We start from the raw sequence: 23,685 nt of genomic DNA, 5'->3' as shown, positions 1-23,685 counted from the left end.
TGGCAAAAACCTGGTAACGCGGGGTGGAGCAGCCCGGTAGCTCGTCAGGCTCATAACCTGAAGGCCGCAGGTTCAAATCCTGCCCCCGCAACCAATAAAACAAGCCCGCAGCAAGCGGGCTTTTTTGTTGGTAACGCGTCGAGGAGTTAACGCCTCCTCAGGGGCCCGCAAGGAGGCACAGCCGACGCAACGGGACAGAAAAATCCCAAATCCTGCCCCGCAACCAAATCACCAAAACATCCCCCAAAAAATCAAAATCTAAAAACTAAAAGAAACCGCAGACCATTGCCGGCACCTACGCGCCCGCGAAAATAACCCTGCTCAAAGCACAACGACCAAGGCACACCAAAGCTGCCCAATGCGAAAGTCAAAGCCACGAAAAACCGCCGGCGACAAAACGCTCAATAACCAATGGTAGACGTCCCACCAGAAAATCAAGGCCACGCTCGCACAACATGCTCGCTCAGAAAATCCAAATAGGCGCGTACCCGGCCAGATAATGGTCTCGAACCACCATAGACACACCAGATAACCTCGACATCGCCTGGGTTATAATCGTCCAGAACAGACACAAGTCTGCCCGCTTCAATATCTTCCTCCACATGAAAACCGCCAACACGCCCCAAGCCTAAACCCTCAAGGCACAATCGCCGCATCGCCTTGACGAAATCATTGTAGGCACGCAGCGGAGACCGAACAACACGACGGCCGGCGCCAAAAAAGGCAGCACAACGTGCTGCACCACTTCTTATGATCGGCCCGGCGCGAAAGGCAGGGCGGAATAGAGCTGATCGATCGACTTGCTTGCACCTCAGAGGGCGACAATGACCGCAATGTAAGCGCCGCCTCTCAACCAGGTCGCAGAATAACTCTGCGCGCGCGGCCTCCGGAGGCGAACTGGAAGGCGCAAACCTACATCACGGGGCAAACCTCAATCACCTAAAAGCAAAAGTCGGACGGGCCACAGAGGCATAGGAACCGCTGCGCAACGAGCCAGCTCCTATGTCATAGTGGACGAACGAAACGCTCAGAGAGAGGCGTACAAATCGCGATGAAGCAAAAGCAGAAAACAGGCGGCCAGCGTATCAGAATAGGTCCCGGTTTAATCGGGTAAAAAAATACAGCCGGAATCTAAAAGGCCGGAGCCACCTGCTTTGAAAAAGCACCGTTTGAAGAAACTGGCAAGGAACGACACTTCAAAGAAGAAGTGTCGACTGGAGTGAATAGGGTGAGGCGAAAAAAGGCGTCGAGCAACACGAAGTCAAAGAAAAATCTCCAGCGAAAAGAGAATAGGCGAGGAGAATGCGGCAGCACTAGACGGCCGGATTTCACTTCTGCTCCCGACAAGCCCATTCAGGAAAAATGCCCCCAGCGCCGGCCAGAGAAAAGCCGCCGATGGATATCTCCAGCGGCGGCCCTCAGTTACTTGGTTCAAGAAGCATCTGTCAAAAGACGAGCCTTATTCCCACTCGATCGTGCCTGGTGGCTTCGAAGTCACATCATAAACAACGCGATTGATACCGCGTACTTCGTTGATGATGCGCGTTGCGGCGCGGCCGAGGAATTCCATATCGTAGTGATAGAAATCCGCTGTCATGCCGTCTACGGAGGTTACCGCACGCAGGGCGCAGACAAATTCGTATGTGCGGCCATCGCCCATGACGCCAACGGTTTGAACCGGCAGCAAAACGGCAAACGCCTGCCAGATAGCATCGTAAAGGCCAGCCTTGCGGATTTCATCCAAATAGATGGCATCAGCTTCGCGCAGGATTTCGAGCTTCTCGCGGGTAATACCGCCCGGGCAACGAATGGCAAGACCAGGGCCTGGGAAAGGATGGCGGCCGATAAAGCTGTCCGGCAAGCCAAGTTCACGGCCAAGCACGCGCACTTCGTCCTTGAACAGTTCGCGCAGCGGCTCAACCAACTGCATGTTCATACGCTCAGGCAGACCGCCGACATTGTGGTGCGACTTGATGGTCACGGACGGGCCGCCGGTAAAGGAGACGCTTTCGATAACGTCAGGGTAAAGAGTGCCCTGGCCGAGGAAATCGGCGCCGCCAAGTTTCTTGGCCTCGTCCTCAAAGGTCTCAATGAACAGGCGACCAATAATCTTGCGTTTTGTCTCAGGATCGCTGACGCCTTCGAGCTCGCCGATAAAGCGATCAACAGCGTCAACGTGAACGAGATGCAGGTTGTAGTGTTCCTTGAACATGGCAACCACATTGGCTGCCTCGTCCTTGCGCATCAGGCCATGATCCACGAGGATACAGGTGAGCTGGTCACCAACGGCTTCATGGATGAGCAGCGCTGCGACAGAGCTGTCTACGCCGCCAGAGAGGGCACAGATAACACGCTTGTCGCCAACCTGGTCACGGATAGCCTGAACAGCTTTGGCACGGTAAGCCGACATCGACCAATCGCCCTTGATGCCTGCAACCTTGTGAACAAAGTTGGAAATCAGTTTAGCGCCATCGGGCGTATGCACGACTTCCGGGTGGAACTGAACGGCGTAATATTTCTTCTTTTCGTTGGCGATGAATGCATACGGCGCATTAGCAGAAGTCGCTACCACCTCAAAACCGTCTGGCAGAGCCGTTACGCGATCACCATGGCTCATCCACACTTGGTGGCGGGAGCCAACAGACCAGACGCCGTCAAATAGCGCGCAGTCCTTGTCGATCTCGAGGAACGCACGACCGAACTCGCGGTGATGCCCGCTTTCGACTTTGCCGCCAAGCTGCATGCACATGGTCTGCTGACCATAGCAGATACCAAAAACTGGTACGCCGCTGTCGAACAGGACTGGTGCAGCGCGTGGGCTACCGTCTTCCAGTGTCGAGGCTGGGCTGCCGGAAAGGATAACCGCCTTGGGCTGCAGACGTTTGAAACCGTCCTCAGCTGATTGGAAGGGAACGATTTCGCAATACACGCCGGCTTCACGGACACGGCGCGCAATGAGCTGCGTGACCTGGCTACCGAAATCGATGATGAGAACGCTGTCGGGATGTGCTGTGTTTTCCATGGCGAGCCTTTAAAGAAATCCGGCAGATTAGGCAACTGTCAGATGACCCCAAACAGCAGAATTTCTGCGGTGAGGCAATGGTTCAAAGGGCAATCTGGCCATGTTCAACCGCAGATGTCAGCCGATCAATGGCCAGCGCCAGCTTCTCATCGATGATATCAAGATACTCCGTCCAGTCATTGACGTGGTGAAGCTCTGCCTTGCCATCGGAAATTCCTCGCAGGCCGACCATCGGAATGCCGAAATATTGGCAGGCGCGCAACACGGCAAAACTCTCCATCTCCACCATATCCGCGTCGATCGTATCATAGGCGGAACCGGACACGATGTTGCCTCCGGTCGATAGTCGAGCACCCTCAATTCCGGGAATGAAAAACGGTAGCTTTACTTCTGCTGGAAGGTCGAGAAATGGAGTGCGGCCCTTCTCAAAACCGAGGGGTGATGCGTCCATGTCGCGGTAGGAAATGGATGTTGCCTGATAAACACCTGTTTGCTCCAAACTGCGCGAGCCGGCAGAGCCAAGTGAAACAACAAGGTCAGGCAGCTCACCTTTGGTCTTGAGCAGAGACAGGGCGGCGGTCAGGGACACAGCAGCTTCGACCGGTCCAACGCCAATCATCAGTGGCGATATTCTTGCTTTGAGGTGTGGGCCGTACTCCGCTTCTGCTGCCATGGCAAAAAGGATTGATTTCCCGGTAATATCAAGAAGTTGAAAATCCATATGACTATACCTTTCGACGTGCTGAAAGGTCTTTTTTTAGCCGATGAATATGACGATGCCTAGCGCATGGTTTAGGCGCGGCGTATGACGGCGGCCTCATGCGATCCAAGTATATCGTTAACGAAAATTTATACGAGAAATAAAGTGAAAATATATATCATTATATTTTCAGTGCGTCACCTTGCGTGGTTTTAAGCAATATGGTGAGGCTTCAAGTGTTTTTCAGGCTAGACGCGCCGAATTTTTCTCAACAGGGCGAGACAGGTGTCCCGCCACGCAATAGGCTGTAAACTCGGAATTAAAGCTGCACCTTATCGAAAGCAGCAGCATCGATACCAAGGGCTTCAAGGTCGGACTGCGCTGGCTTGCGGTGAGCGCGAACAGCGGCAGAAACCGATGCAGCGGCACCAAAAATAGCGATCGTCTGGCCAATGAAATTACGCGAATTCTTTGCGATATTACGCATTTTACTCTCCGTTTCTTGTACGCCCTAATAATGGTGCTTGAAGAGACTGTTTACAACCGATGATATAGCAGGCAAGCCATGCAGAAATGTTTGATCTCGCGCAAAAGCTGATCGGGAAATTTGCACAGTCGCTAGAATTTGTTATGGATTGCATCTGTTTGATCAAGAATACGGGAAGCCGATGACAGCCACCATTTATGGCATCAAGAATTGCGACACGATGAAAAAGGCCCGCACGTGGCTGGAAGTGCACAACATCGATTATCGTTTTCACGACTACAAGGCGGAAGGCATTGACCGTGCGCACCTTGAAAACTGGTGTGACAAGGCGGAATGGGAAACGGTGCTAAATCGCGCCGGCACGACCTTCAGAAATCTGGACGATTCATCTAAGGCTGATTTGTCGAGAGGTAAGGCAGTTGCCCTCATGCTCGAACAACCCTCGATGATCAAACGTCCGGTGCTCGAAAAGGACGGAACCGTAACAGTCGGTTTTAAGCCTGAAATTTACGAGCGCCTGTTTTCCGCTTGAAGTGAGAAATAATGTCCAAGACCACGCGAGCGACGCAGGCTCTCAGCCAGAACAAGATCACGTTTTCGACCGTCAACTATGACTATGACCCCGGGGCGGATCGCATCGGTCTGCAGGCGGCAGAGGCGATCGGTGAGCCTCCGCATCGCGTTCTCAAGACATTGATGGCTGAATTGGACGGCAAACCTGTATGCGTCGTAGTTCCGTCAGATAAGGAAGTCAGCATGAAAAAGCTGGCATTGGCCTTTGGTGGCAAGTCGGCCCAGATGATGAAGCCTGCGGAAGCGGAGCGCATCACCGGTTACCACGTCGGGGGTATCAGCCCGTTTGGACAGAAAAAGAAAGTGCCAACAGCAGTTGAGCAGCAGGCGATGACTGAGGCGTATGTCTACATCAATGGTGGTCAGCGTGGCCTTCAGGTGCGCCTGTCGCCACAAGATGCTGTCACAACACTCAATGCCATTGTCGCCCCGATTGTCGCGGAATAGTTATTCTCAAGACAGGGTGGTGTTGCGGGTCGACGGAGAGAGGTGATTGTTCACCGCCTGAAATTTATCACGTTCATGGTTCCCAAGTCGGGCCGCAGGCTCTAAGAATCCAGCCCTGCGTTCCGTTCTGGTAACAAAGTTCGAGGTAAATCATGACACTCTCATCTTCGTCATCCATTGATCCTGTCAAACTTGAAAAGCTGGCCGAAGTGGCCGTCAAGGTGGGTCTGCAATTGCAGAAGGATCAGGATCTGGTCATCACGGCGCCGCTCGCTGCCCTGCCTCTGGTTAGGTTTTTGACCAAGCACGCCTATCTGGCTGGCAGCGGATTGGTGACGACATTCTATTCGGATGAGGAAACCACGCTGGCGCGCTATCGCCATGCCAGCGATGGCAATTTCGACAGAGCGTCCGGCTGGCTGTACGAAGGCATGGCAAAAGCCTATGCAAACGGCGCTGCACGCCTGGCTATTTCCGGCGACAATCCAATGCTGCTGTCGGCGGAAGATCCGGCAAAAGTTGCTCGCGCCAACAAGGCCAACTCCATGGCTTACAAACCTGCTTTGGAGAAGATTTCCAACTTTGATATCAACTGGAACATCATTTCCTACCCCAACCCTTCCTGGGCCAAGTTGGTATTTCCCGATGTGCCGGAAGACGAGGCGGTCAAGAAACTGGCCGATGCGATATTTGCGGCCTCGCGTGTTGACGTGGCTGATCCAGTCGCTGCGTGGGTTCAGCACAATGCCAACCTTGCCAAGCGTTCAAAGTGGCTGAATGGCGAACGTTTCGCCAGCCTGCACTTTACCGGCCCCGGTACGGATGTGACGATCGGCCTTGCTGATGGCCATGAATGGCACGGCGGTGCATCGACGGCAAAAAATGGCGTGACCTGCAATCCGAATATTCCGACCGAAGAAGTGTTCACCACACCGCATGCGCTGCGGGTCGATGGTTATGTCTCGAGTACCAAACCTTTGTCGCATCAGGGCACCTTGATCGACAACATCCAGGTAAAGTTTGAGGCTGGCCGTATCGTAGAGGCCAAGGCAAGCAAGGGTGAAGAGGTCCTGAACAAGGTACTGGATACCGACGAAGGCGCTCGCCGGTTGGGCGAGGTGGCGCTGGTGCCACATTCCTCACCCATCTCAGCCAGCGGCATTCTGTTCTACAACACGCTGTTTGATGAAAATGCATCCTGCCACATTGCCCTTGGCCAGTGCTATTCCAAGTGCTTCCTTGATGGTGCCTCGCTCAGTAAGGAGCAGATCAAGGCACAGGGCGGCAATTCCAGCCTTATTCACATCGACTGGATGATCGGTTCCGACAAGGTCGATATCGATGGTGTTCGCGCAGACGGTACGAAGGTGCCCGTCATGCGCAAGGGCGAATGGGCCTGATCTTTATCGGGGCATCTGGCTGCGCTGACTTAACCAGACGCTGCCCAGCACCATGATAAAGCCGACAATTTGGACTGGCGCTAGGCTTTGGCCAAGCGCCAGCCAGCCGAGCAATGTTGCGACCAGTGGGCTAAGAAAGCCAAGAGAAGCAGCGGCTGACGGTTCAATACGGGAAAGCCCGCGGAACCAGAGCAGATAAGTGAATGCTGCACCTATCAGGCCGAGATAGGCAATACCCAGAATATTTGCGGTGCTGGGCATCGGCAGGGCTGGCTCCAGCAGGAGCGCCACTGGTACAAGCAAAATTCCGCCGGCCGTCAATTGCCACGCTGTAAAGGTTAGACTGGAAACTGCCGGTTGCCAGCGACGCGTTAGAACCGTGCCAAACGCCATCGACACTGCGCCCAAGAGACCCGCAGCGACACCGATGGGATCAGGTGCAGCCTGCGGTGTCAGAACCAGCAGTGCCACGCCCGCTATGCCGATCAGGCCAGCAACACTCGCAAGAAAACGGATTGGCGTGCCAAGGAAGGCGCGTGAAAGGGCAATCACGATCAAAGGCTGAACTGCGCCAACTGTAGCGGCGACACCGCCGGGCAATCGATATGCTGAAACAAACAGCATGGCCCAGAAGAACGAGAAGTTGAGGCTTCCGAGAAGGAAGCTGCGCCCCCACCAGATACCGTTGGGCAGTTTTCTCACCAGCAACAATAAAAGCAGGCCGGCGGGGAGGGCACGTAGCATAGCAACAGTTAATGGGTAGCCGTGCGGCAAGAACGACGTGGTGACGAAATAGGTGCTGCCCCAGATCGCTGGGGCAATGGCTGTCGCTGCAACATCGGTTGTGTATCGGAAATTTCGCATCATAAAACAATCTCTACATCAAGATAAATTAGAATTCATGTATTTTGTCTTGATGTCAAGATAATATTGGCGGCCAGTCAGTTTGGAGTTTGGAGGCTGTATGCTGGCCAAATGCGAACGCCTGAACGCGTTCGCAGAGCGCTGGCAGTGTAGCGGCTGAATTGACCTGAGCCACCTTCTGAGAAATCTGTATCTCTGCTGCATTCAGTCAGTTGCATTTAGCGTTGTCGAGGTAAGGTGGCCGAGGAAGAAAACGGATTGTGTCGTCCTGATCGTCGATTTGCTGGATCGGCGATATGACCGTGCGCTTGAACACGACAAGAACCTGCAACGGTCGTCCTGTGAGTTCGAGCAAGGCTAGACAATCTGTCACTGGTTTTGCCGTCGATAGTGCATTGCGATTCCTGCTATTCGGCAATTCTCTGCATAACTTTTTCCTAAATTAGGCTACGATTTGGCGAATTATGCCGTAACGTGACCTTGCGCATATCAACGAACTCTTGTACGCAATAATCCGTAAACCTGTAGTACAGGTTGGAGGGGAAATGTTTACAGAGGTTTCGCAGGACCTTGGCCTTGTCAGTGGTGCCATCAGCGCCATCACCCGCCATATCAGAGAAAATGAATTGGCTCCGGGTGAAAAATTGCCAAGCGAAATGATGCTGTCGCAGCAGCTTGGTGTGTCGCGCACCGTTGTGCGTGAGGCATTCCGGTCGCTCTCCGCCATGCGGCTGATTGATATGAGTCCCGGCAAGCGTGCAACAGTTGCCACGCTTGATCATGGTGCAATGTCGCTGATGTTCGAACATGGCATTCATACCGAACAGATCACTATTCAGCAGATCTACGATGTTCGTCGTACCATCGAGGTGCGGACGGTTACGCTGGCTGCGCTGCGTCGCACCGACAGCGAGGCGCTGGACATTCTGCACCATGCCAACCAGATGGAAGTGGATTTTGGCCACAATGAAAAGGTCATGGAACACGACCTCGCCTTCCATCTTGCCGTTGCAAAAGCCTCTAAAAATCCGGTGTTTGAGCTCATTCTTGGTGCGTTCCAGAATGTCACGCGCCAGACATGGCCGATTGGCTGGAAAAGCCGCACATCGGACGAGCAACGCCATGCGGCAGGCCAACTTCACATTGCCATCGGGCAGGCCATTGCCGCGGGTGATCCGCAAATCGCCGCGACGTTGATGGCGAAACATTTCGACGAGAGCGTGCACGCGCTCATCGCAGCAGGAATAGCATAATCTGTCTTATTCGGTTCAGGGGCAGCTGATTTTTTCCTGAACCGCTTTCCAGGAGGAAATCCATGAAAATTACGAAACTTGAAACCGTCCGCGTCGCGGAACGGGCAAACCTTCTATGGGTATTGGTTCACACGGACGAAGGCATAACCGGTCTGGGTGAAACCTTCTACGGCGCTGAGACCGTTGAAGCCTATGTGCATGAATATATTGCACCACGAGTGATTGGGCGTAACCCTCTGGAGATCGACCTGTTGGCGCAGGATCTGGTGGGTTACCTCGGTTTCCGGTCTTCCGGTGCCGAAGTACGCGGAAACTCGGCTTTTGACATCGCGCTTTGGGATATATTCGGCAAGGTAACGAACCAGCCGATTGCTCAGCTCCTTGGCGGTTTCAGCCGCAAAGAAATCCGCACCTACAACACCTGCGCAGGCACGGAATATATCAAAAAGGCGACCGGTCAGCAGACCGGTAATTACGGCCTGTCCGGCGGCAAGGAATATGACGATCTCAACGGCTTCCTGCACAATGCCGATGAGCTTGCGCATTCACTGCTGGAAGAAGGCATCACAGCCATGAAAATCTGGCCGTTTGACGCGGCCGCCGAAAAGACCCGTGGTCAGTATATCTCGATGCCGGATCTGAAAAGCGCACTGGTACCGTTTGAGAAAATCCGCAAGGCCGTTGGCGACAAAATGGACATCATGGTGGAGTTCCACTCCATGTGGCAACTTCTGCCCGCCATGCAGATTGCCAAGGCACTGGAGCCCTACAACACCTTCTGGCACGAAGACCCGATCAAAATGGACAGCCTGTCCAGCCTCGCACGTTACGCTGCCGTATCGCCAGCACCAATTTCGGCGTCTGAAACGCTCGGCTCTCGTTGGGCGTTCCGTGACCTGCTGGAAACCGGTGCCGCTGGCGTGATGATGCTGGATATCAGCTGGTGCGGTGGTATTTCAGAAGCCCGCAAGATCGCTTCCATGGCTGAAGCCTGGCATCTGCCGGTCGCGCCGCATGATTGCACCGGTCCGGTTGTGCTGTGCGCTTCTACCCACCTCTCGCTCAACGCGCCAAACGCATTGGTTCAGGAAAGTGTCCGTGCCTTCTACAAGACTTGGTACCGCGATCTGGTGACGGCGTTGCCTGAAGTGAAAAACGGCATGATCACTGTGCCACCCGGTGCCGGCCTCGGCATGGAACTGCACCCGGATCTCGAAAAGGCCTTCACCGTCAGCCGTCGTTTCTCGGATGCCAATTCGATCTAAACCGATCATTCATCGCGCAAAGTTGCCAGCCAGCTTTGCGCGATGACCTTTAGAACAGGCTGCCCTGATCCGTCGGAGTGGATAATGCTGGCTTTGCCGTCTTCTTTTTAGGCGCCGACCTCTCCGTTGGAGATGCAGCCCCGGTCTCATCCGTGGTAACGGCTGACACACGACCATCGGCAAATTCCATTGACACAAACATGCCGCTGCTTACGGCTTCGGCGCGCGTTAATGTACGGTTTTCCACATCGCGGATGACAGCATAACCGCGTTTCAGAACATTTTTATAAGACAGAGATTGTAGAATACGCTCATGTGCCGCCAGTCCTGAGCGGTTCTGTGCCATGCGGTGCAGAACCGCTGTATCGGCGCGCCGCGAAATACCCGTAACCCGTTCTTTTTGGCGTTCAACTTGCCCCAGCAGCCGCACAGGCAAGGTGCGTAGGGCGGAATCAAACGACGATACGCGAGCGGTAGCCTGCAACAGCCGACGTTCAACAATCCGATCAGCCCGCTGCATACGCTCAGTAAGCGCCTGACGCTGCACTTGCAGGCGGTGAACCAGCATGTCCAACCGCAGGCCCGAGGCGATGCGTTCAAAGGCGCGTCGCTTGTTCAGCGTATTCAACTCAAGCCCGCGACCAAGTCCACTGGCAGCCTCGTCAAAACGACGACGGGGCAGGGCCAGAAGCTGGTCTAGCGAAGGCAATGCACGAACCAGCGCCCGCAGACCCTGGCGACGATTGTCCATTTGCCGTGTCGTTGAACCAGCAAGTCGTGCAGCAAGTCCAGCAAGCTGCGCTTGCAAATCTGCACGAACAGGAACCGCCATTTCGGCAGCACCGGTTGGTGTTGGTGCACGCACATCGGCTGCGTGGTCTATTAGCGTCCAGTCGGTTTCGTGGCCAACGGCAGATATCAGCGGAATATCGCTGTCAGCGGCTGCACGAACCACAATTTCGTCGTTGAAGCTCCATAGGTCTTCAAGGCTGCCGCCGCCGCGCGCAACGATCAGGACATCCGGTCTGGCAATAGCGCTGCCGGGGGCGATCGCATTAAAGCCCCTGATGGCATTTGCAATTTCCTCTCCCGAACCGTCACCTTGCACTTTCACCGGCCATACAATGACGTGAACCGGAAAACGATCGGCAATACGGTGAAGGATGTCGCGAATAACTGCTCCGGTGGGCGAAGTTACGACGCCTATAACCCTGGGCATGAACGGCAGCAGTTGTTTTCGCCCCTGATCAAACAGCCCTTCGGCAGCAAGCCGGCGGCGACGTTCTTCTAGAAGCGCCATCAACGCACCGGCGCCGGCCGGTTCCAGGTTTTCGATAACGATCTGGTACTTGGACGAGCCAGGGAATGTGGTGATCTTGCCCGTGGCAATCACTTCCATGCCTTCTTCCGGCCGGAACTTCAGCTTGCTGAAACTGCCTTTCCAGATCACTGCATCGATCCGCGCCTTGTCGTCCTTCAAGGAGAAGTACGCATGGCCCGAAGAATGTGGCCCACGATAACCGGAAATCTCACCGCGCACCCGCACATGATCAAACGCCGTCTCAACCGTCCGCTTGATGGAACCGGATAGTTCCGAAACGGAAAACTCGGTGAGATTGCTGCCAGAATCGCTCTCGAAAAAATTGCTCATTCCCGTTTCTAGCCAATGATGACCGGTTTGTGAACGTTTATGGAGAGATTGTAACGTGACGATTAATGACGGTGAAACCATAACCCTACAAAGGGCTGAAACCTGCTTGCTTCCATGACCTATCGCAATGTTTCTTTAGGATATGCGGGCCATTTTGAGGTCAGTTAAAGTCGCACAGGAGGCGGACAAATGATCTTCTTAACCGCCATGGTTTTGGGCATGACAGCCGTTATGCTTCGCTCGGCATTTTGCATCATCCTCATCTGTTTGATGATCGGTGGCACCTTCGCAGCTGCAGCTTTTGTCTCAGCCGGTCCTGTCGCCTTCTTGCCGTTGGTGATCGCTGTTGCCGGATACAATACCGGTATCATCAGCCTGCTTTGCGGCATGCTGCTGGTTCACAGACTGCGCGCCGCCTAACACTCAAGTCATCACCCAACAGGTCCGCCTCAGGGGCGAACCGTGTAAAGCTGCAGGCTGGACATTTCATCCTTGGGCAGAGCCTCCAGATAATCCGGGACAACACCACGCGCCAGCGACGCGTACAGCCCATCCGGTGCCGCTTCGACAAGATTTTTCGTGCCGATATCACTGGGGCAGAAGGCAAGAATGCCAACATCTGCACCACGCAGGAAAGCCTCTGCTTCCGTGGGCGATGACAGGCCGATATGGATTTCTGCCAGCATGCCACCCTGATTGCGGTGATAAGGTGCGCTGAGCACCCTGTGATCGGTAAATCGAAGGATAGGTGCGCCGCTATCGACAGGGGCCGCGACAACGGTAGCTGGCAGGTGTGCCAATTGCGCGAAATCGCCTCTGCTCACGCAGGCTGTGTTACCTCCGACGGCAGCAACTGTGCGACCGCTAATCATATTCCACCCGGTAATCGACCAAGAGGCCGCCAGAGCCCAGATCAGCGGCGTGGAAATGGCAAACAGCAGAAGATAGCCGAAGCTTGCACCAGAAGACCGTTTTTGCATTGCTGCTTCGCGCAGGTTCGCAATCGTAACCGCGAGAACGGGAATGGAAATCAGATTTGCGAAAACTGCGACGCGAAGCTGGATCAATGAAATTACCCAGCAGATCAGGATCAGAAGAAACAGCACGGCGTGAGGAAGGGCCTTGTGACCGCTGGTAATTCGGTAAAGGCAGAGCCCCATAGCCAGCAAGCCCGGCGCATAAAATGCACCAAGTCCCTCCGGCTCGATCCGTGCCTGCGCAACGAAACTGCGCGCCTCACCCACATTGTTGAGCCATAATTTGACCAGCAGCGGATCGAGGTTTGCAAGTGGGCTTTGCAGGCACTGTGGTGCCAGCACCGATGCTGTGCTGAGAATGGCAACGCCATTGATCGCCAGAAGTGCGAAGCGTTTTGTCCTGGAAAGAGTTGAGGCGGCGCTGGCGGAAAGGAAAAGTAGCGTTCCACCGATTGCGGACAGCCCGTAAAAGCCGAGAGAAAGGCTGTCGCAGGTTACCAGTGAATAGGATGACGATGGAACGGTTAGAAAGAACAGGGCTGATATCGTGAGCGTCAGAGAAAGGCCGAACGCCTTGGCACCAGCGCGGAATGCTTCACCAATGATGGCCCACGACAAGGCGACCGCAAGAGCCGTTGCTGCAATCAGCGGCGTTGTTTCTGCACCAATTGCAATGGCAAAGGCGGCACAAGCACCGGCCACCGCGTAGTTTGAGGCTCGAAGTTTGGGGTCAAGAAGCATGGCGACAATCACCATCATCAGCACAAGCTGCACATTGTGATGGTCAATCGCACCGGGATAGAAGCGACTGCTGCCGAAGGCGAGCAGGGCGGCCATCAGCAGGCTGATATGCATGGTGGCTTCTCCACCCATGCGACGACCGGCAAGAGCCGTTGCTGCAAAAAGCGGAAACAGCAGCGAAAGTGGCCAGACAGCAAGTGCGACCCTCTCCGCACCTTCAGGCGATAGGAACAGGCCAAAAAAGCTGATCAAGGCGGCGATGGGCACATCGATGACGCGCGACCAGTGCATCAGCGTTCCGCCGGTAAGGCCAAGCCTATATTGCATCAGGTCAAACCATCCCTGACCGGCAAGCAGGTCGCGTACTTCCACCAGACGCATTGTGTCGTCATTATCGAGGCCGACATAATCCGTTGCCGTGAACAGGTTACCGAAGAAAATAATACCGGCCGTGATCAGGAAATAGGCCAGCACAATAAGCCAGAAACGCCCATTGGAGAGAGTGCTGCCGTTTGCCTCTGTCAGGTTGGACCTGCATGTTTCCCTCGAAAGTCCCGGCAGGGTCTCGTCTGTCATGCTGTTATTTTCCGTATGTGTTTACTAGTCTCTTCAACCTAGATTTAACCTTCTCAAGAAATAGTAAAACGGGCTGGTTCTTGTTCTCCGGCTGAAGATTTTCTGTTGTATTGAGTAGAAATCATGACCTTTGCGCCCAGCAGCGATGTAACCGTGGCCGTGTTATTGCCGTGCTATAATGAAGCGGCAACAATTGCCGGTGTCGTGAGAGGTTTTCGCGAGGCTCTGCCAAGTGCCCGCATCGTGGTCTACGACAACAACTCCACTGATGGGACGGCCCTGCAGGCTATGTTGGCGGGTGCGGAAGTTCTGCGTGAGCGCCGTCAGGGCAAAGGTCACGTTGTGCGCCGCATGTTCGCAGACATCGAAGCCGATATCTACGTTATGGCGGATGGAGACGGCACTTATTCTCCAGCAGATGCCGAAGAACTGATCCGCACATTGCTGACAGAACGCGCCGATATGGTCGTCGGTACACGACGTGGCGTCAAGGCCGATGCCGGGCGACAGGGCCACGCTGCCGGAAATCGTATGTTCAATATCCTGTATCGCAGTATTTTTGGCACCGATTTTACCGATATTTTCTCCGGCTACCGGGCGTTTTCTCGACGTTTCGTAAAAAGCTTTCCGGCAGTGTCGGCAGGTTTCGAAATTGAAACCGAAATGTCGGTGCATGCGTCGCGTCTCAAGTTACCGGTATGTGAGCTGGAGCTGGATTACGGTCGCCGCCCGGAAGGATCGCACTCCAAACTTTCCACCTACAAGGACGGTCTGCGCATTCTGTGGATGTTCGCCATGCTGATGAAGGAGACGCGGCCTTTCGCATTCTTCTCGATTATAAGCGCTGTAACGCTGTCGATCAGCATGGCCTTTATGACGCCGGTTCTGGCGGAGTATTTCGCCACAGGTCTGGTCTCGAAAATGCCGACCTGGGTTCTATCCATGGCTCTGCTGATGATTTCGTTCCTGATCTTTACAGCCGGTCTGGTTCTCGATTCCGTTGCGCGCTCGCGTAATGAACAGCTGCGCATCCATTATCTGACTCAGAAACAAATATCGCCCAAAGCCCTTGCCGAAACACCTGTCCCGCGCCAGAACGGCAACGACAAGGATGTGAGGGTGGCGTGAAAAAACTTTTCTGGTTTGTGATAGCGGGCGGCTCGGGTTTTGCCGTGGATGCCGGCGTAACGCTGTTGCTGATAGCCTATACGCCAATTGGTCCCTTCATCGCCCGTATTTTTGCGATTGCCACCGCCATGCTGTTCACTTGGCTTGTCAATCGCCATGTCACCTTTGGCAAGTCGGATCGCCGTGTTTTGCATGAGGGCTTTTTATATGCCTTTGTTGGCATCGTCGCGGCCCTCATCAATTACGGCATTTACGCTCTTCTTTTGCTGCGCAATCCCGACCTGCAACCGTTCATCGCGCTATTTCTGTCATCGCTGTCGGCAATGGCATTCAGCTACTTCGGTTACTCAAGGTTCGTCTTTCGCCGTCGCGAAGGTGGCTGATAGTGTTCGAGGAACAGGAAACGGTTTACACCGTTTCCCAACCATCCTTGTCAGCCGCGCGATAAATCGCATCGATAAAACGCTGGCTGTTTTTAGAGCTTTCGAGTGACACGACGTCGGCATCGCCACCCTTTGCTGCGGCCGCAAAGGCTTCAATTTCGCATCGGTACTGGCGGCTGTCCTGAAAACGGAAGATCTGTGACAGGCCGTGGCTCTGGTTGGTCAACTCGACCTCTTCGGCGCCGTAGCGGTCGGCATTGAAGGGTGATTTTACTTCGATGAAACCTTCGGTGCCGTGGAACACCATGACCTGTCGGTTGGCCATCTGCGTCGAGACATAAAAGCTCAGTTCAAAATCACCGAAGTCAGCTTTGACGCTGGAATAGATATCGGTTCCGAAAACCGGGTCACGCTCCACCACGGCCTGCACCCTCTTAGGCTCCTTGCCGGTTGTGAAACGGGTGGTGATGGTGGGGTATACGCCGATATCGGGAAGGGCGCCGCCACCAAGTTCCGGAATATTGCGCATATTGCCTGGATCGCGATTGAAATAGCTAAATGCGCCCTGCACATGTTTCAGCGTGCCAATCGCGCCAGAGGAGAGCAGTTCGCGCACTTTCAGCCACACAGGAGCGTAGGTCACCATATAGGCTTCCGACACCAATACCTTGTTGCGATCACGCGCGGCAATCAGGTTATCGACGTCAGCGGCCTTCAGGGCAATCGGCTTTTCGCACAATACATGTTTGCCAGCGTCAGCGGCCTTGATCGTCCATTCAACATGCTGGGAAGTGGGCAAAGGAATGTAGACGGCATCGATGACGTCGGAGGCCAACATTTCCTCGTAGGAACCAAAGGCGTGTGGCACCGAAAAGCGGTTTGCCAATTGACGTGCTTTGGCAAGATCGCGGCTGGCAATCGCTGTGACAACGGAATTTTCTGCATCCTGAATGGCAGGAATAACCAGATCCCGGCCGATTTTCGCTGTCGACAGAATTCCAAAACGTAGCATGCTCATCTCCCTACAATGTGGACCGCACCTTAGCATGCGGTGATAGACAAGCAACCGAAGACGAAAGACCGGATATGTTGATCGCATTGATGGCTGGATATGTCCTGCATTTGGCGTGTAGCTGCCTTTTTACTTTTGTTGAAATGCGAAAAATTGTATCCATTGAAAACTGGAGATACAGAAAATGTCCGATGAGAAAACAGCGCTTTTGGTGATCGATGTGCAGGAATCGTTCCGGCACACACCGTATTTCGAGGAAAGCGGTCTGAATACCTATCTTTCGGCACAGCAGAAGCTGATCGATGGTGCAGACACTGCTGGTATTCCGGTCGTCCAGATTTTTCACGTTGATGGTGACCACGCATTTTCCGAAGAAAACGGATTTGTCCGCACGCTTGATGGCATTCAGATCAACCCCGCCGTGACTTTTCGCAAAAACCGCCATTCGGCATTTGTCGGCACGCAGCTTGACGCTTGGCTGAAAGAAAATCGCATCACGCGATTGATCGTTTCGGGTATTCGCACTGAGCAATGCTGCGAAACGACAACCCGCCATGGCTCCGATATTGGTTACAGCGTGGACTACGTAACCGAGGCGACGCTAACCTTCCCGATGACACATGCTTCCGGTGAAGTTTTTTCGCCCGAGCAGATTGCCAAACGCACCGAGTTGGTCCTCGCCGGACGTTTTGCGCGTATCGCCACGGTCGATGACGCTTTGGCAGGAACGAAAGCAACAGCATGATGAACACAAGCGGCGGCGCTCCAAAAACAATTATTTCTGTCTTTGTGGTTCTGCCGCCGCAAACTCTGCTGCTGGACGTCGCTGGCCCACTGGAGGTGCTGCGTTATGCCAATCAACAGCAAAACGACATTCATTTTGATTGCCACTTCATCGCGTCAGGCGAAACACAGTCCACCACCATTGGCCTGACCTTGGCGGGGCTTGAGACTCTGCCAAACGAGCTGCCTGATAATACCATGGTGCTGATTTCAGGCAGTTCTTCTGTCACGCCGCCCGGTGCCGGTTCAGACAGTGATATCAGCCGGGAAAGGCGTGCTTTGGCCGATTGGCTGCGCAGCACCGTCAGAGACGATACCGTCATTATTTCCATCTGCTCCGGTGCATTGATCGCAGCGCAAGCTGGACTGTTCGACAGACACCAATGCACCACCCATGCCGACTGTATAAATGATCTGCGCCGTATAGCACCTCTGGCGCAGGTATTGGAAAACCGGTTGTTTGTCGAGGATGGCAAACGTTTCTCAAGTGCGGGAATTTCGACCGGCATTGATCTGCTGCTGCATATCGTGTCGGGTCTGACGACACCCATTGTCGCGGCGCGCATCGCGCAAACCATGGTCGTCTATCTCCGACGCAGTGGCCATGATCCGCAGATTTCGCCATGGCTGAGCGGTCGCAACCATATTCATCCGTCAATCCATAAGGCGCAGGATGCCATTATGGCTGCTCCCGCTGAAGAGTGGTCTTTACCGCAACTGGCGGGACGTTCTGGTCTCAGCCAGCGGCATCTCTCGCGGCTGTTTCGCGAACATACCGGCATGAGCGTGGTGGACTATGTCAACCTGATGCGGGTAAATCTGGCGCGCGATCTGATCAGCAATTCGCGACTGGACATGGAGAGCGTGGCGGAACGCTCCGGTTTTGCCTCGACACGTCATCTTCGCCGTGTGTGGTCTGAACATAATTCCCACTCACCCAGTCATTACCGTTCGCATCTGTCGTGAGATGTGACCGCCGCGATTCATCACGCGGGCAGGCAGTATCCCATCAGGGAAATTCAATGGTTATGTCTCCGCAGGATTGCTAGTTTGGCAAAAGCAGTTTTGAAAAGGAGTATTTGACGTGGAAAAACGCGCCCTTGGCCGCACCGGCCTATCCATCGCACCCATTGTTTTCGGTGGTAACGTGTTTGGCTGGACTGCCGACGAAAAGACCTCTTTCCAGCTTCTGGATGCTTTTTTTGACGCGGGTTTTAATGCCATCGACACGGCAGATGTTTATTCCGCCTGGGTTCCCGGCCATCAGGGTGGTGAGTCAGAAGCAATCATCGGCAACTGGTTGAAACAGAGTTCGGTAAAACGCGAAGATGCTGTCATCGTCACCAAAGTCGGCTTCGATAATAATGAGCGCAAGACAGGTCTGAGCGCCAAGTGGATAAACGAGGCTGTCGATGCATCGCTCAAGCGCCTGCAGACCGATTACATCGACCTTTATCTGGCCCACAAGCCCGATGAAGACGTACCGCTTGAGGAAACCCTTGGCGCATTTGCGCGGCTGAAAGAGCAGGGCAAGATCCGCGCAGTCGGTTGCTCGAACTATAGTGCCGAACAGCTTCAGGCATCGCTGGATGTTGCCGCACGCACCAACCTGCCACGTTATGATGTGCTTCAGCCGGAATATAACCTCTATAACCGTGCCGATTTTGAAGGCCCGCTGGCCGACCTCTGCGTGAAGGAAGATATCGGCGTCATCAACTATTACAGCCTTGCTGCTGGCTTCCTGACCGGGAAATACCGCGCCAAGGTCGATACGGAAGGTGCTGCACGCTCGTATCGGGTAGAAGGTTACGTCAATGACAGCGGACTGGCTGTTCTCGGTGCGATGGACACAGTGGCTGCCGAAACCGGTGCAAAGCTGGCAGATATCGCTCTTGCATGGTTGCTGCGCAAAAAGGCTGTGACAGCACCGATAGCCAGCGCCACAAGCCTGTCGCAGCTGGAGAGTTTCAAGCGGGCAACAGACCTGAAACTGACAGACGACATGATGGCGCTTCTCGATAAGGCAGGTGCATAATGAGCCTGCAAATTCGTGATGCCCAGCCACAGGATCAGGCCGACTGGCTAAAACTGTGGCGCGATTATCTCGCCTTTTACAATGTTGATCTTGCTGAAGAGGTAACGGCTCATACTTGGGCCCGGGTGATTGACCCGGTCTCGCGTCTGTCCATGCGTCTGGCGGTCCTAGATGGGCAGACGGTGGGATTTGCCATTCACCATTTTCATGACTCCACCTGGGTTAAGACCCCGGATTGTTACCTGGAAGACCTGTTCATCGATGAGACCATTCGTGGCAAGGGTATCGGCCGCGCCCTGATTGATGATCTGATTGCCATCAGCAAGGAAAAGGGCTGGTCACGCCTCTATTGGCATACCGATGAAAACAATCAGCGCGCTCGCAAGCTTTATGACAGCTATGTCGAAAGCGATGGCCATATCCGCTACCGCCTCAAGTTCTGATCAGCCCTTGAAGCGGAAAAAATCGACGAAGGCCCTCAGCGCCGGCCGCATCTGCCGGCGCGAGGGGTAATAGATATAAAAACCGTCAAACGGTGCACACCAGTCCTCCAGCACACGCACCAAACGGCCAACCCTTATGTGGTCTTCGACCCGTTGTTCGAACACGAAAGCAAGACCTGCACCGTCAATTGCCGCACGGCAAATGAGGTTTTGGTCTGAAAGGATCAGTTGCCCCTGCACATCAACGACCAGCGGTTTTCCGTCCTTTTCCAGCTCCCATCGATAAATCCGCCCACTTGAAAAACGACGGCTTATGCAGCGATGTTGCATCAGTTCGCGGGGATGTTGGGGAGCTGGATGTTGCTCGAAATAACCAGGTGACGCGACAATCGCGCCGCGCCACGGGCCACTGGCACGAACGGCAATCATGTCCGCTTCCAGATTTTCGCCCAGCCGGAATCCGGCATCAAAACCTTTGGCGACAATATCCTCAAAGCTATCATGGGTGGCGACTTCAAGAGAAATGTCGGGATAAAGCTCCAGAAACTCGCTTAGCCGCGGCATCAGCAATTCTTCTGCTGCAAGGCGCGGCAAGGTCACGCGCAACGGTCCGGCCGGGCGACCACCCTGTTCGGCAAGCGTGCTGATGACGGTGTCTATATCGCTCAAGGCTGGTGCCAGTGTTTCAAGAAGCCGCCGGCCTTCTTCGGTCGGTGAAACGCTGCGGGTGGTGCGGTGAAGCAGCCGCAGGCCAAGGCTAGCCTCCAGTGCAGAGACCGCATGGCTGACCGCGGATGGCGCAATGCCCAGTTCAGCGGCCGCCTTGCGGAAGCTTTTTTCTTCTGCGACGGTGGCCAGAACGGCCAGTTGTGAAAGCTGAACACGATTCATTGTTCTATTATTTAGAACAACCCACGCGAATTTGCAGCGATTATTTTTATCCGCGCATCGTCATATGGTGTGTCTGTTCCTCAAAGAATATTTCCTTCCTGAAAGGACGGACAAAATGAAAAACAGAACTCTCGGAAAAGATCTTTCTGTCTCGGCGCTTGGCCTTGGCTGCATGGGCATGACCCACGCCTATAGTCCCTCGGCAGATCACAGCAGTTCGATTGCCACGTTGCACCGGGCGGTGGAACTGGGCGTCACCTTTTTCGACACAGCGGAAGTTTACGGTCCCTACGACAATGAAATCCTTGTCGGCAAGGCGCTGCAGCCTTACCGCGACAAGGTGGTGATTGCCACCAAGTTCGGTTTCAAGATTGATACCAGCAAACCGGCCGGCCAGATGATGGTGGGCACCGACAGCCGCCCTGAAAATGTCCGCGCCGTGGCTGAAGCCTCGCTGAAACGTCTCGGCGTTGATGTTATTGATCTGTTTTATCAGCATCGCGTCGACCCCAATGTGCCGATTGAAGAGACGGTGGGCGCTATGGCTGATCTGGTGAAGCAGGGCAAAGTCAAATATCTCGGTCTCTCCGAAGCCAGTGCCGATACCATCCGCAAGGCACATGCCGAACATCCGATCACGGCATTGCAAAGCGAATATTCGCTCTGGACACGCGATGTCGAAGAAAATGGCGTGCTGGACACCTGCCGCGAGCTGTGTATCGGTTTTGTGCCATTCAGCCCACTTGGTCGCGGTGTCCTGACCGGAGCACTGAAAAAGCTGGATGGATTGTCGGATAATGATTTCCGTCGTTCGCTTCCGCGTTTTCAGGCGGAGAATTTCGATGCCAACCTGGCGCTGGTTGCACTGCTGGAAGAGATGGCAGAACAAAAGGGTGTAACAGCCGGTCAACTGGCTCTGGCCTGGGTCCTAGCGCAGGGTGATTTTATCGTGCCAATCCCCGGAACCACCAAGATTGCCAATCTGGAAAAGAACATTGCTGCGGCAGATGTTGTGTTGACCAAAGAAGAGGTCAAGGAACTTGGCGATATGCTGTCGCCGGCAAAAGTTGCAGGCGGTCGTTATCCGCAGCAACTGGCTTCGATGGCAAGCCGCTGACAGGCGGCCTCAGGCGTGAGTGAGGACACGCTGGCGGTAGGCTGAAGGCGTGGTGCCGACAAGGGACTTGAACACCCGTGTCAAATGGCTCTGGCTGCTGAAACCACAGGCGGACGCGATCTGAGCAATCGGATCGCGTCCTGCCAAAAGCACTTTGGCCTGGGCGATGCGTCTGTGCATCACCCAGACATGTGGGGAAACCCCACAGCTGGCATGGAACATGCGCTGCAGATGAAATTCGCTGAGGCCGGCAATCCCTGCCAGATCATGCAGGGCCAGCGTCTGACCAAGATTGGCATCGATATAATCAATCAGCCGTCGCCGTACCGCTGGCGTCAGGCCACCCTTGATCGAAGGGAACTGCTTTCCGCCGTAACGCGGATCGGTAAACAGTTGAGTCAATACGCTGGTCACGGCGGCATCTGCGGCCATCCTATCACTTTGCCGGGTTGCCTCTGCAATGCGCCGCAAAGCCTTTGCCATTTCAGGCGCATTGTCGAAGGTTGCCTCGGGCAACACCATCAATCTGGCGTCCTGATCAAACATTTCCGTATAGAAACGGCGCAGGTCGTCATCCTCTACGTAGAGATGCACAAACTCGAAGGTATCAGTGATTTCCCATTCCGACGAGGCGCCTTGCGGCATGACACACAAGGCCCCCGGTCAACCGTTCACACCGCCATTGTCCAACCGCCGCGTGCCGGTGCCGCCTTGCAGGTAAAGGCTGAATGTGTGTCCGCCAGTCCGCTCATATTTCATGCGGTCATGCGCATTGCGCCAGATTGCTGCCGAGCGCCCAAACGAAAGATCGATCGCACCAACCACATCTGCGGAAGGCGACGCCTTGAGAAAACTGAAAACGGATTGCGGTTGAGCCTGCATGATGAACCCTGACGATGAGGCCATTCTACCGAATAGTTTGGGTCCTGTCACAATCTACGCAACGGTTCAGGTAAGCCGAGATCATTTCACCGCAAGAATATGCAAGAATGCGGTTCACGGGCGGCGCATATCTTTCTCGCAATACCGCGAGGACCAAATGGCCAACATCATTCTATTTATTTCCACCGTCTTGATCTGGGGCACCACCTGGATCGCAATTGCCATGCAGGTCGGGCCGGTGCCGGTCCTGGTTTCGGTCTTTTACCGCTTTGCCACCGCAGCAGTTCTGTTTCTCATCGTCCTGATAGTGATGGGAAAACTGAAAATTCCGGCACTGAAAAATCAGCCCTTTATTCTGGCGCAGGCATTTTGCCTGTTCAGCCTCAACTTCATCTGTTTCTACAATGCCGCAAGCTACGTGCCATCGGGCCTGATCTCGGTGATCTTTTCGCTGGCGACGATCTACAACGCCATTAATGCTCGGCTGTTTTTCGGCGATGCGATTACCGGGCGCACACTGGTGGCGGCAGCTCTCGGCGCATCGGGTCTGGTGTTGCTGTTTGGGCCTGATATCCTCATCCACTACAATGTCGACACGTGGAAAGGTGTCAGCCTGTCGGCGCTCGGCACGCTGTTCTTTTCCCTCGGCAACATGGTGTCACGCCGCAACAGTGCGGCTGGCATTACACCGGCCACAGCTAATGCCTTGGGCATGACCTATGGGGCAATCATTCTGTTGGGTTTGATTGCGGTCACTGGAACGCCGGTCGTTGCACCGCCCGACACACGATACCTGCTGGCCATGCTCTATCTCGCTGCCATTGGTTCCGTCGTTGGCTTTACCACTTATCTGATGCTGGTCGCGCGCATCGGATCGTCGCGGGCCGCTTATGCCACCGTGCTGTTTCCAGTGGTCGCGCTGTCGCTTTCGACGCTTTATGAAGGGTATCAGTGGACTTTGCTTGGCGGCATTGGCCTGCTGCTGACGCTGGCCGGCAATGTGGTGATCTTTGCAAAACAACCTACACCCCGAAAAACGGCGACGGCTTGAAACG

22 protein-coding genes, 1 tRNA gene and 2 pseudogenes are annotated in these 23,685 nt (G+C 54.5%); 15 read left to right on the top strand and 10 right to left on the bottom strand.

Going from position 1 to position 23,685, the window contains the following annotated elements:
• Positions 1-17: 17 nt before the first annotated feature.
• A tRNA-Met gene (locus M2418_RS17105) sits at positions 18-94 on the top strand.
• A gap of 340 nt (positions 95-434) precedes the next feature.
• Here M2418_RS17105 and M2418_RS17100 read toward each other — a convergent pair.
• The 4 genes and pseudogenes from M2418_RS17100 to M2418_RS17085 all read right to left on the bottom strand — a co-directional run.
• Positions 435-659, bottom strand: a pseudogene (locus tag M2418_RS17100) (LysR substrate-binding domain-containing protein); the annotation flags it as partial.
• 800 nt (positions 660-1,459) lie between these two features.
• Positions 1,460-3,022, bottom strand: a complete 1,563-nt coding sequence (gene guaA / locus M2418_RS17095; protein ID WP_259148004.1) for a glutamine-hydrolyzing GMP synthase — start codon at positions 3,020-3,022, stop codon at positions 1,460-1,462.
• Positions 3,023-3,104: 82 nt separating this feature from the next.
• Entirely contained in the window at positions 3,105-3,743 is a 639-nt protein-coding gene (locus tag M2418_RS17090; RefSeq protein ID WP_259148003.1) for a 5'-methylthioadenosine/S-adenosylhomocysteine nucleosidase, read from the bottom strand.
• A 298-nt stretch (positions 3,744-4,041) separates the two neighbouring features.
• Positions 4,042-4,209 (bottom strand): hypothetical protein, encoded by a 168-nt coding sequence (locus M2418_RS17085; protein WP_192486587.1) that lies wholly within the window; start codon positions 4,207-4,209, stop codon positions 4,042-4,044.
• A 181-nt stretch (positions 4,210-4,390) separates the two neighbouring features.
• On the opposite strand from M2418_RS17085, the gene M2418_RS17080 reads away from it, so the two are divergent.
• From M2418_RS17080 to M2418_RS17070, 3 genes are all read left to right on the top strand, one after another.
• Complete coding sequence (locus tag M2418_RS17080; protein WP_259148001.1) at positions 4,391-4,741, top strand: ArsC family reductase; 351 nt, start codon at positions 4,391-4,393, stop codon at positions 4,739-4,741.
• Between the two features lie 11 nt (positions 4,742-4,752).
• Positions 4,753-5,229, top strand: a complete 477-nt coding sequence (ybaK, locus tag M2418_RS17075) for a Cys-tRNA(Pro) deacylase (RefSeq protein ID WP_259148000.1) — start codon at positions 4,753-4,755, stop codon at positions 5,227-5,229.
• 152 nt (positions 5,230-5,381) lie between these two features.
• Positions 5,382-6,629, top strand: a complete 1,248-nt coding sequence (locus tag M2418_RS17070) for an aminopeptidase (protein WP_259147999.1) — start codon at positions 5,382-5,384, stop codon at positions 6,627-6,629.
• 3 nt (positions 6,630-6,632) lie between these two features.
• Here M2418_RS17070 and M2418_RS17065 read toward each other — a convergent pair whose 3' ends face one another.
• The gene (locus M2418_RS17065; RefSeq protein ID WP_259147997.1) at positions 6,633-7,496 is read right to left on the bottom strand and encodes an EamA family transporter; all 864 of its coding nucleotides are present in this window, start codon (positions 7,494-7,496) and stop codon (positions 6,633-6,635) included.
• 542 nt (positions 7,497-8,038) lie between these two features.
• On the opposite strand from M2418_RS17065, the gene M2418_RS17060 reads away from it, so the two are divergent.
• Both M2418_RS17060 and M2418_RS17055 read left to right on the top strand, forming a co-directional pair.
• Positions 8,039-8,746, top strand: coding sequence for a FadR/GntR family transcriptional regulator (locus M2418_RS17060; protein ID WP_259147996.1), 708 nt, complete (start codon positions 8,039-8,041; stop codon positions 8,744-8,746).
• Positions 8,747-8,808: 62 nt separating this feature from the next.
• Positions 8,809-10,011 carry a mandelate racemase/muconate lactonizing enzyme family protein gene (locus tag M2418_RS17055; protein ID WP_192486594.1) on the top strand — a complete coding sequence of 401 codons (1,203 nt, stop codon included), beginning with the start codon at positions 8,809-8,811 and terminating at the stop codon, positions 10,009-10,011.
• A gap of 49 nt (positions 10,012-10,060) precedes the next feature.
• Here the strand turns inward: M2418_RS17055 and xseA are convergent, their stop codons facing one another.
• A complete protein-coding gene (xseA, locus tag M2418_RS17050) occupies positions 10,061-11,662 on the bottom strand; it encodes an exodeoxyribonuclease VII large subunit (protein ID WP_259147995.1) in 1,602 nt (533 codons plus the stop codon).
• Positions 11,663-11,851: 189 nt separating this feature from the next.
• On the opposite strand from xseA, the gene M2418_RS17045 reads away from it, so the two are divergent.
• Complete coding sequence (locus tag M2418_RS17045; RefSeq protein WP_250983269.1) at positions 11,852-12,082, top strand: hypothetical protein; 231 nt, start codon at positions 11,852-11,854, stop codon at positions 12,080-12,082.
• Positions 12,083-12,111: 29 nt separating this feature from the next.
• Here M2418_RS17045 and M2418_RS17040 read toward each other — a convergent pair whose 3' ends face one another.
• The gene (locus M2418_RS17040; protein WP_259147994.1) at positions 12,112-13,956 is read right to left on the bottom strand and encodes a hypothetical protein; all 1,845 of its coding nucleotides are present in this window, start codon (positions 13,954-13,956) and stop codon (positions 12,112-12,114) included.
• Positions 13,957-14,079: 123 nt separating this feature from the next.
• Between M2418_RS17040 and M2418_RS17035 the strand changes: the two genes are divergently transcribed.
• Entirely contained in the window at positions 14,080-15,084 is a 1,005-nt protein-coding gene (locus M2418_RS17035; protein WP_259147993.1) for a glycosyltransferase, read from the top strand.
• A complete protein-coding gene (locus M2418_RS17030; RefSeq protein ID WP_259147992.1) occupies positions 15,081-15,467 on the top strand; it encodes a GtrA family protein in 387 nt (128 codons plus the stop codon). The genes M2418_RS17035 and M2418_RS17030 overlap by 4 nt, the downstream gene beginning before the upstream one ends.
• 25 nt (positions 15,468-15,492) lie before the next feature.
• Here M2418_RS17030 and M2418_RS17025 read toward each other — a convergent pair whose 3' ends face one another.
• Entirely contained in the window at positions 15,493-16,479 is a 987-nt protein-coding gene (locus M2418_RS17025; protein WP_259147991.1) for a Gfo/Idh/MocA family protein, read from the bottom strand.
• Between the two features lie 184 nt (positions 16,480-16,663).
• Here M2418_RS17025 and M2418_RS17020 point away from each other — a divergent pair, with 184 nt between their 5' ends.
• The 4 genes from M2418_RS17020 (at position 16,664) to M2418_RS17005 (ending at position 19,740) form a co-directional block, all read left to right on the top strand.
• On the top strand, positions 16,664-17,224 hold the full coding sequence (locus M2418_RS17020) for an isochorismatase family protein (protein WP_259147990.1): 561 nt from the start codon (positions 16,664-16,666) through the stop codon (positions 17,222-17,224).
• On the top strand, positions 17,221-18,228 hold the full coding sequence (locus tag M2418_RS17015; protein ID WP_405049441.1) for a GlxA family transcriptional regulator: 1,008 nt from the start codon (positions 17,221-17,223) through the stop codon (positions 18,226-18,228). The genes M2418_RS17020 and M2418_RS17015 overlap by 4 nt, the downstream gene beginning before the upstream one ends.
• Before the next feature lie 118 nt (positions 18,229-18,346).
• On the top strand, positions 18,347-19,297 hold the full coding sequence (locus M2418_RS17010; RefSeq protein WP_259147986.1) for an aldo/keto reductase: 951 nt from the start codon (positions 18,347-18,349) through the stop codon (positions 19,295-19,297).
• On the top strand, positions 19,297-19,740 hold the full coding sequence (locus tag M2418_RS17005) for a GNAT family N-acetyltransferase (RefSeq protein WP_259147984.1): 444 nt from the start codon (positions 19,297-19,299) through the stop codon (positions 19,738-19,740). The genes M2418_RS17010 and M2418_RS17005 overlap by 1 nt, the downstream gene beginning before the upstream one ends.
• Here the strand turns inward: M2418_RS17005 and M2418_RS17000 are convergent, their stop codons facing one another.
• Positions 19,741-20,631 carry a LysR family transcriptional regulator gene (locus M2418_RS17000; protein WP_259147982.1) on the bottom strand — a complete coding sequence of 297 codons (891 nt, stop codon included), beginning with the start codon at positions 20,629-20,631 and terminating at the stop codon, positions 19,741-19,743.
• Between the two features lie 115 nt (positions 20,632-20,746).
• Here M2418_RS17000 and M2418_RS16995 point away from each other — a divergent pair, with 115 nt between their 5' ends.
• A complete protein-coding gene (locus M2418_RS16995) occupies positions 20,747-21,748 on the top strand; it encodes an aldo/keto reductase (RefSeq protein ID WP_259147981.1) in 1,002 nt (333 codons plus the stop codon).
• A 9-nt stretch (positions 21,749-21,757) separates the two neighbouring features.
• Here the strand turns inward: M2418_RS16995 and M2418_RS16990 are convergent.
• Positions 21,758-22,507 (bottom strand): annotated as a pseudogene (locus tag M2418_RS16990) (helix-turn-helix domain-containing protein).
• Positions 22,508-22,787: 280 nt separating this feature from the next.
• Here M2418_RS16990 and M2418_RS16985 point away from each other — a divergent pair.
• Entirely contained in the window at positions 22,788-23,681 is an 894-nt protein-coding gene (locus M2418_RS16985) for a DMT family transporter (RefSeq protein WP_250983279.1), read from the top strand.
• The last annotated feature ends 4 nt before the right edge of the window (positions 23,682-23,685 follow it).

Source organism: Rhizobium sp. BIGb0125 (assembly GCF_024810055.1).
Lineage (GTDB): Bacteria > Pseudomonadota > Alphaproteobacteria > Rhizobiales > Rhizobiaceae > Agrobacterium.
Note: the sequence above shows the minus strand (reverse complement) of the source record. Positions and strands in the feature narration are given on the sequence as shown.

Excerpts from the sequence above, each read along its gene's own strand:
- M2418_RS17045 (WP_250983269.1), top strand. The coding sequence starts at position 11,852 with ATGATCTTCTTAACCGCCATGGTTTTGGGCATGACAGCCGTTATGCTT.
- M2418_RS17085 (WP_192486587.1), bottom strand. The coding sequence starts at position 4,209 with ATGCGTAATATCGCAAAGAATTCGCGTAATTTCATTGGCCAGACGATC.
- M2418_RS16995 (WP_259147981.1), top strand. The coding sequence starts at position 20,747 with ATGAAAAACAGAACTCTCGGAAAAGATCTTTCTGTCTCGGCGCTTGGC.
- M2418_RS17060 (WP_259147996.1), top strand. The coding sequence starts at position 8,039 with ATGTTTACAGAGGTTTCGCAGGACCTTGGCCTTGTCAGTGGTGCCATC.
- M2418_RS17070 (WP_259147999.1), top strand. The coding sequence starts at position 5,382 with ATGACACTCTCATCTTCGTCATCCATTGATCCTGTCAAACTTGAAAAG.
- M2418_RS17090 (WP_259148003.1), bottom strand. The coding sequence starts at position 3,743 with ATGGATTTTCAACTTCTTGATATTACCGGGAAATCAATCCTTTTTGCC.
- M2418_RS17005 (WP_259147984.1), top strand. The coding sequence starts at position 19,297 with ATGAGCCTGCAAATTCGTGATGCCCAGCCACAGGATCAGGCCGACTGG.
- M2418_RS17080 (WP_259148001.1), top strand. The coding sequence starts at position 4,391 with ATGACAGCCACCATTTATGGCATCAAGAATTGCGACACGATGAAAAAG.
- ybaK (WP_259148000.1), top strand. The coding sequence starts at position 4,753 with ATGTCCAAGACCACGCGAGCGACGCAGGCTCTCAGCCAGAACAAGATC.
- xseA (WP_259147995.1), bottom strand. The coding sequence starts at position 11,662 with ATGAGCAATTTTTTCGAGAGCGATTCTGGCAGCAATCTCACCGAGTTT.
- M2418_RS17035 (WP_259147993.1), top strand. The coding sequence starts at position 14,080 with ATGACCTTTGCGCCCAGCAGCGATGTAACCGTGGCCGTGTTATTGCCG.
- M2418_RS17015 (WP_405049441.1), top strand. The coding sequence starts at position 17,221 with ATGATGAACACAAGCGGCGGCGCTCCAAAAACAATTATTTCTGTCTTT.
- M2418_RS16985 (WP_250983279.1), top strand. The coding sequence starts at position 22,788 with ATGGCCAACATCATTCTATTTATTTCCACCGTCTTGATCTGGGGCACC.
- M2418_RS17040 (WP_259147994.1), bottom strand. The coding sequence starts at position 13,956 with ATGACAGACGAGACCCTGCCGGGACTTTCGAGGGAAACATGCAGGTCC.
- guaA (WP_259148004.1), bottom strand. The coding sequence starts at position 3,022 with ATGGAAAACACAGCACATCCCGACAGCGTTCTCATCATCGATTTCGGT.
- M2418_RS17025 (WP_259147991.1), bottom strand. The coding sequence starts at position 16,479 with ATGCTACGTTTTGGAATTCTGTCGACAGCGAAAATCGGCCGGGATCTG.
- M2418_RS17000 (WP_259147982.1), bottom strand. The coding sequence starts at position 20,631 with ATGAATCGTGTTCAGCTTTCACAACTGGCCGTTCTGGCCACCGTCGCA.
- M2418_RS17020 (WP_259147990.1), top strand. The coding sequence starts at position 16,664 with ATGTCCGATGAGAAAACAGCGCTTTTGGTGATCGATGTGCAGGAATCG.
- M2418_RS17055 (WP_192486594.1), top strand. The coding sequence starts at position 8,809 with ATGAAAATTACGAAACTTGAAACCGTCCGCGTCGCGGAACGGGCAAAC.
- M2418_RS17065 (WP_259147997.1), bottom strand. The coding sequence starts at position 7,496 with ATGATGCGAAATTTCCGATACACAACCGATGTTGCAGCGACAGCCATT.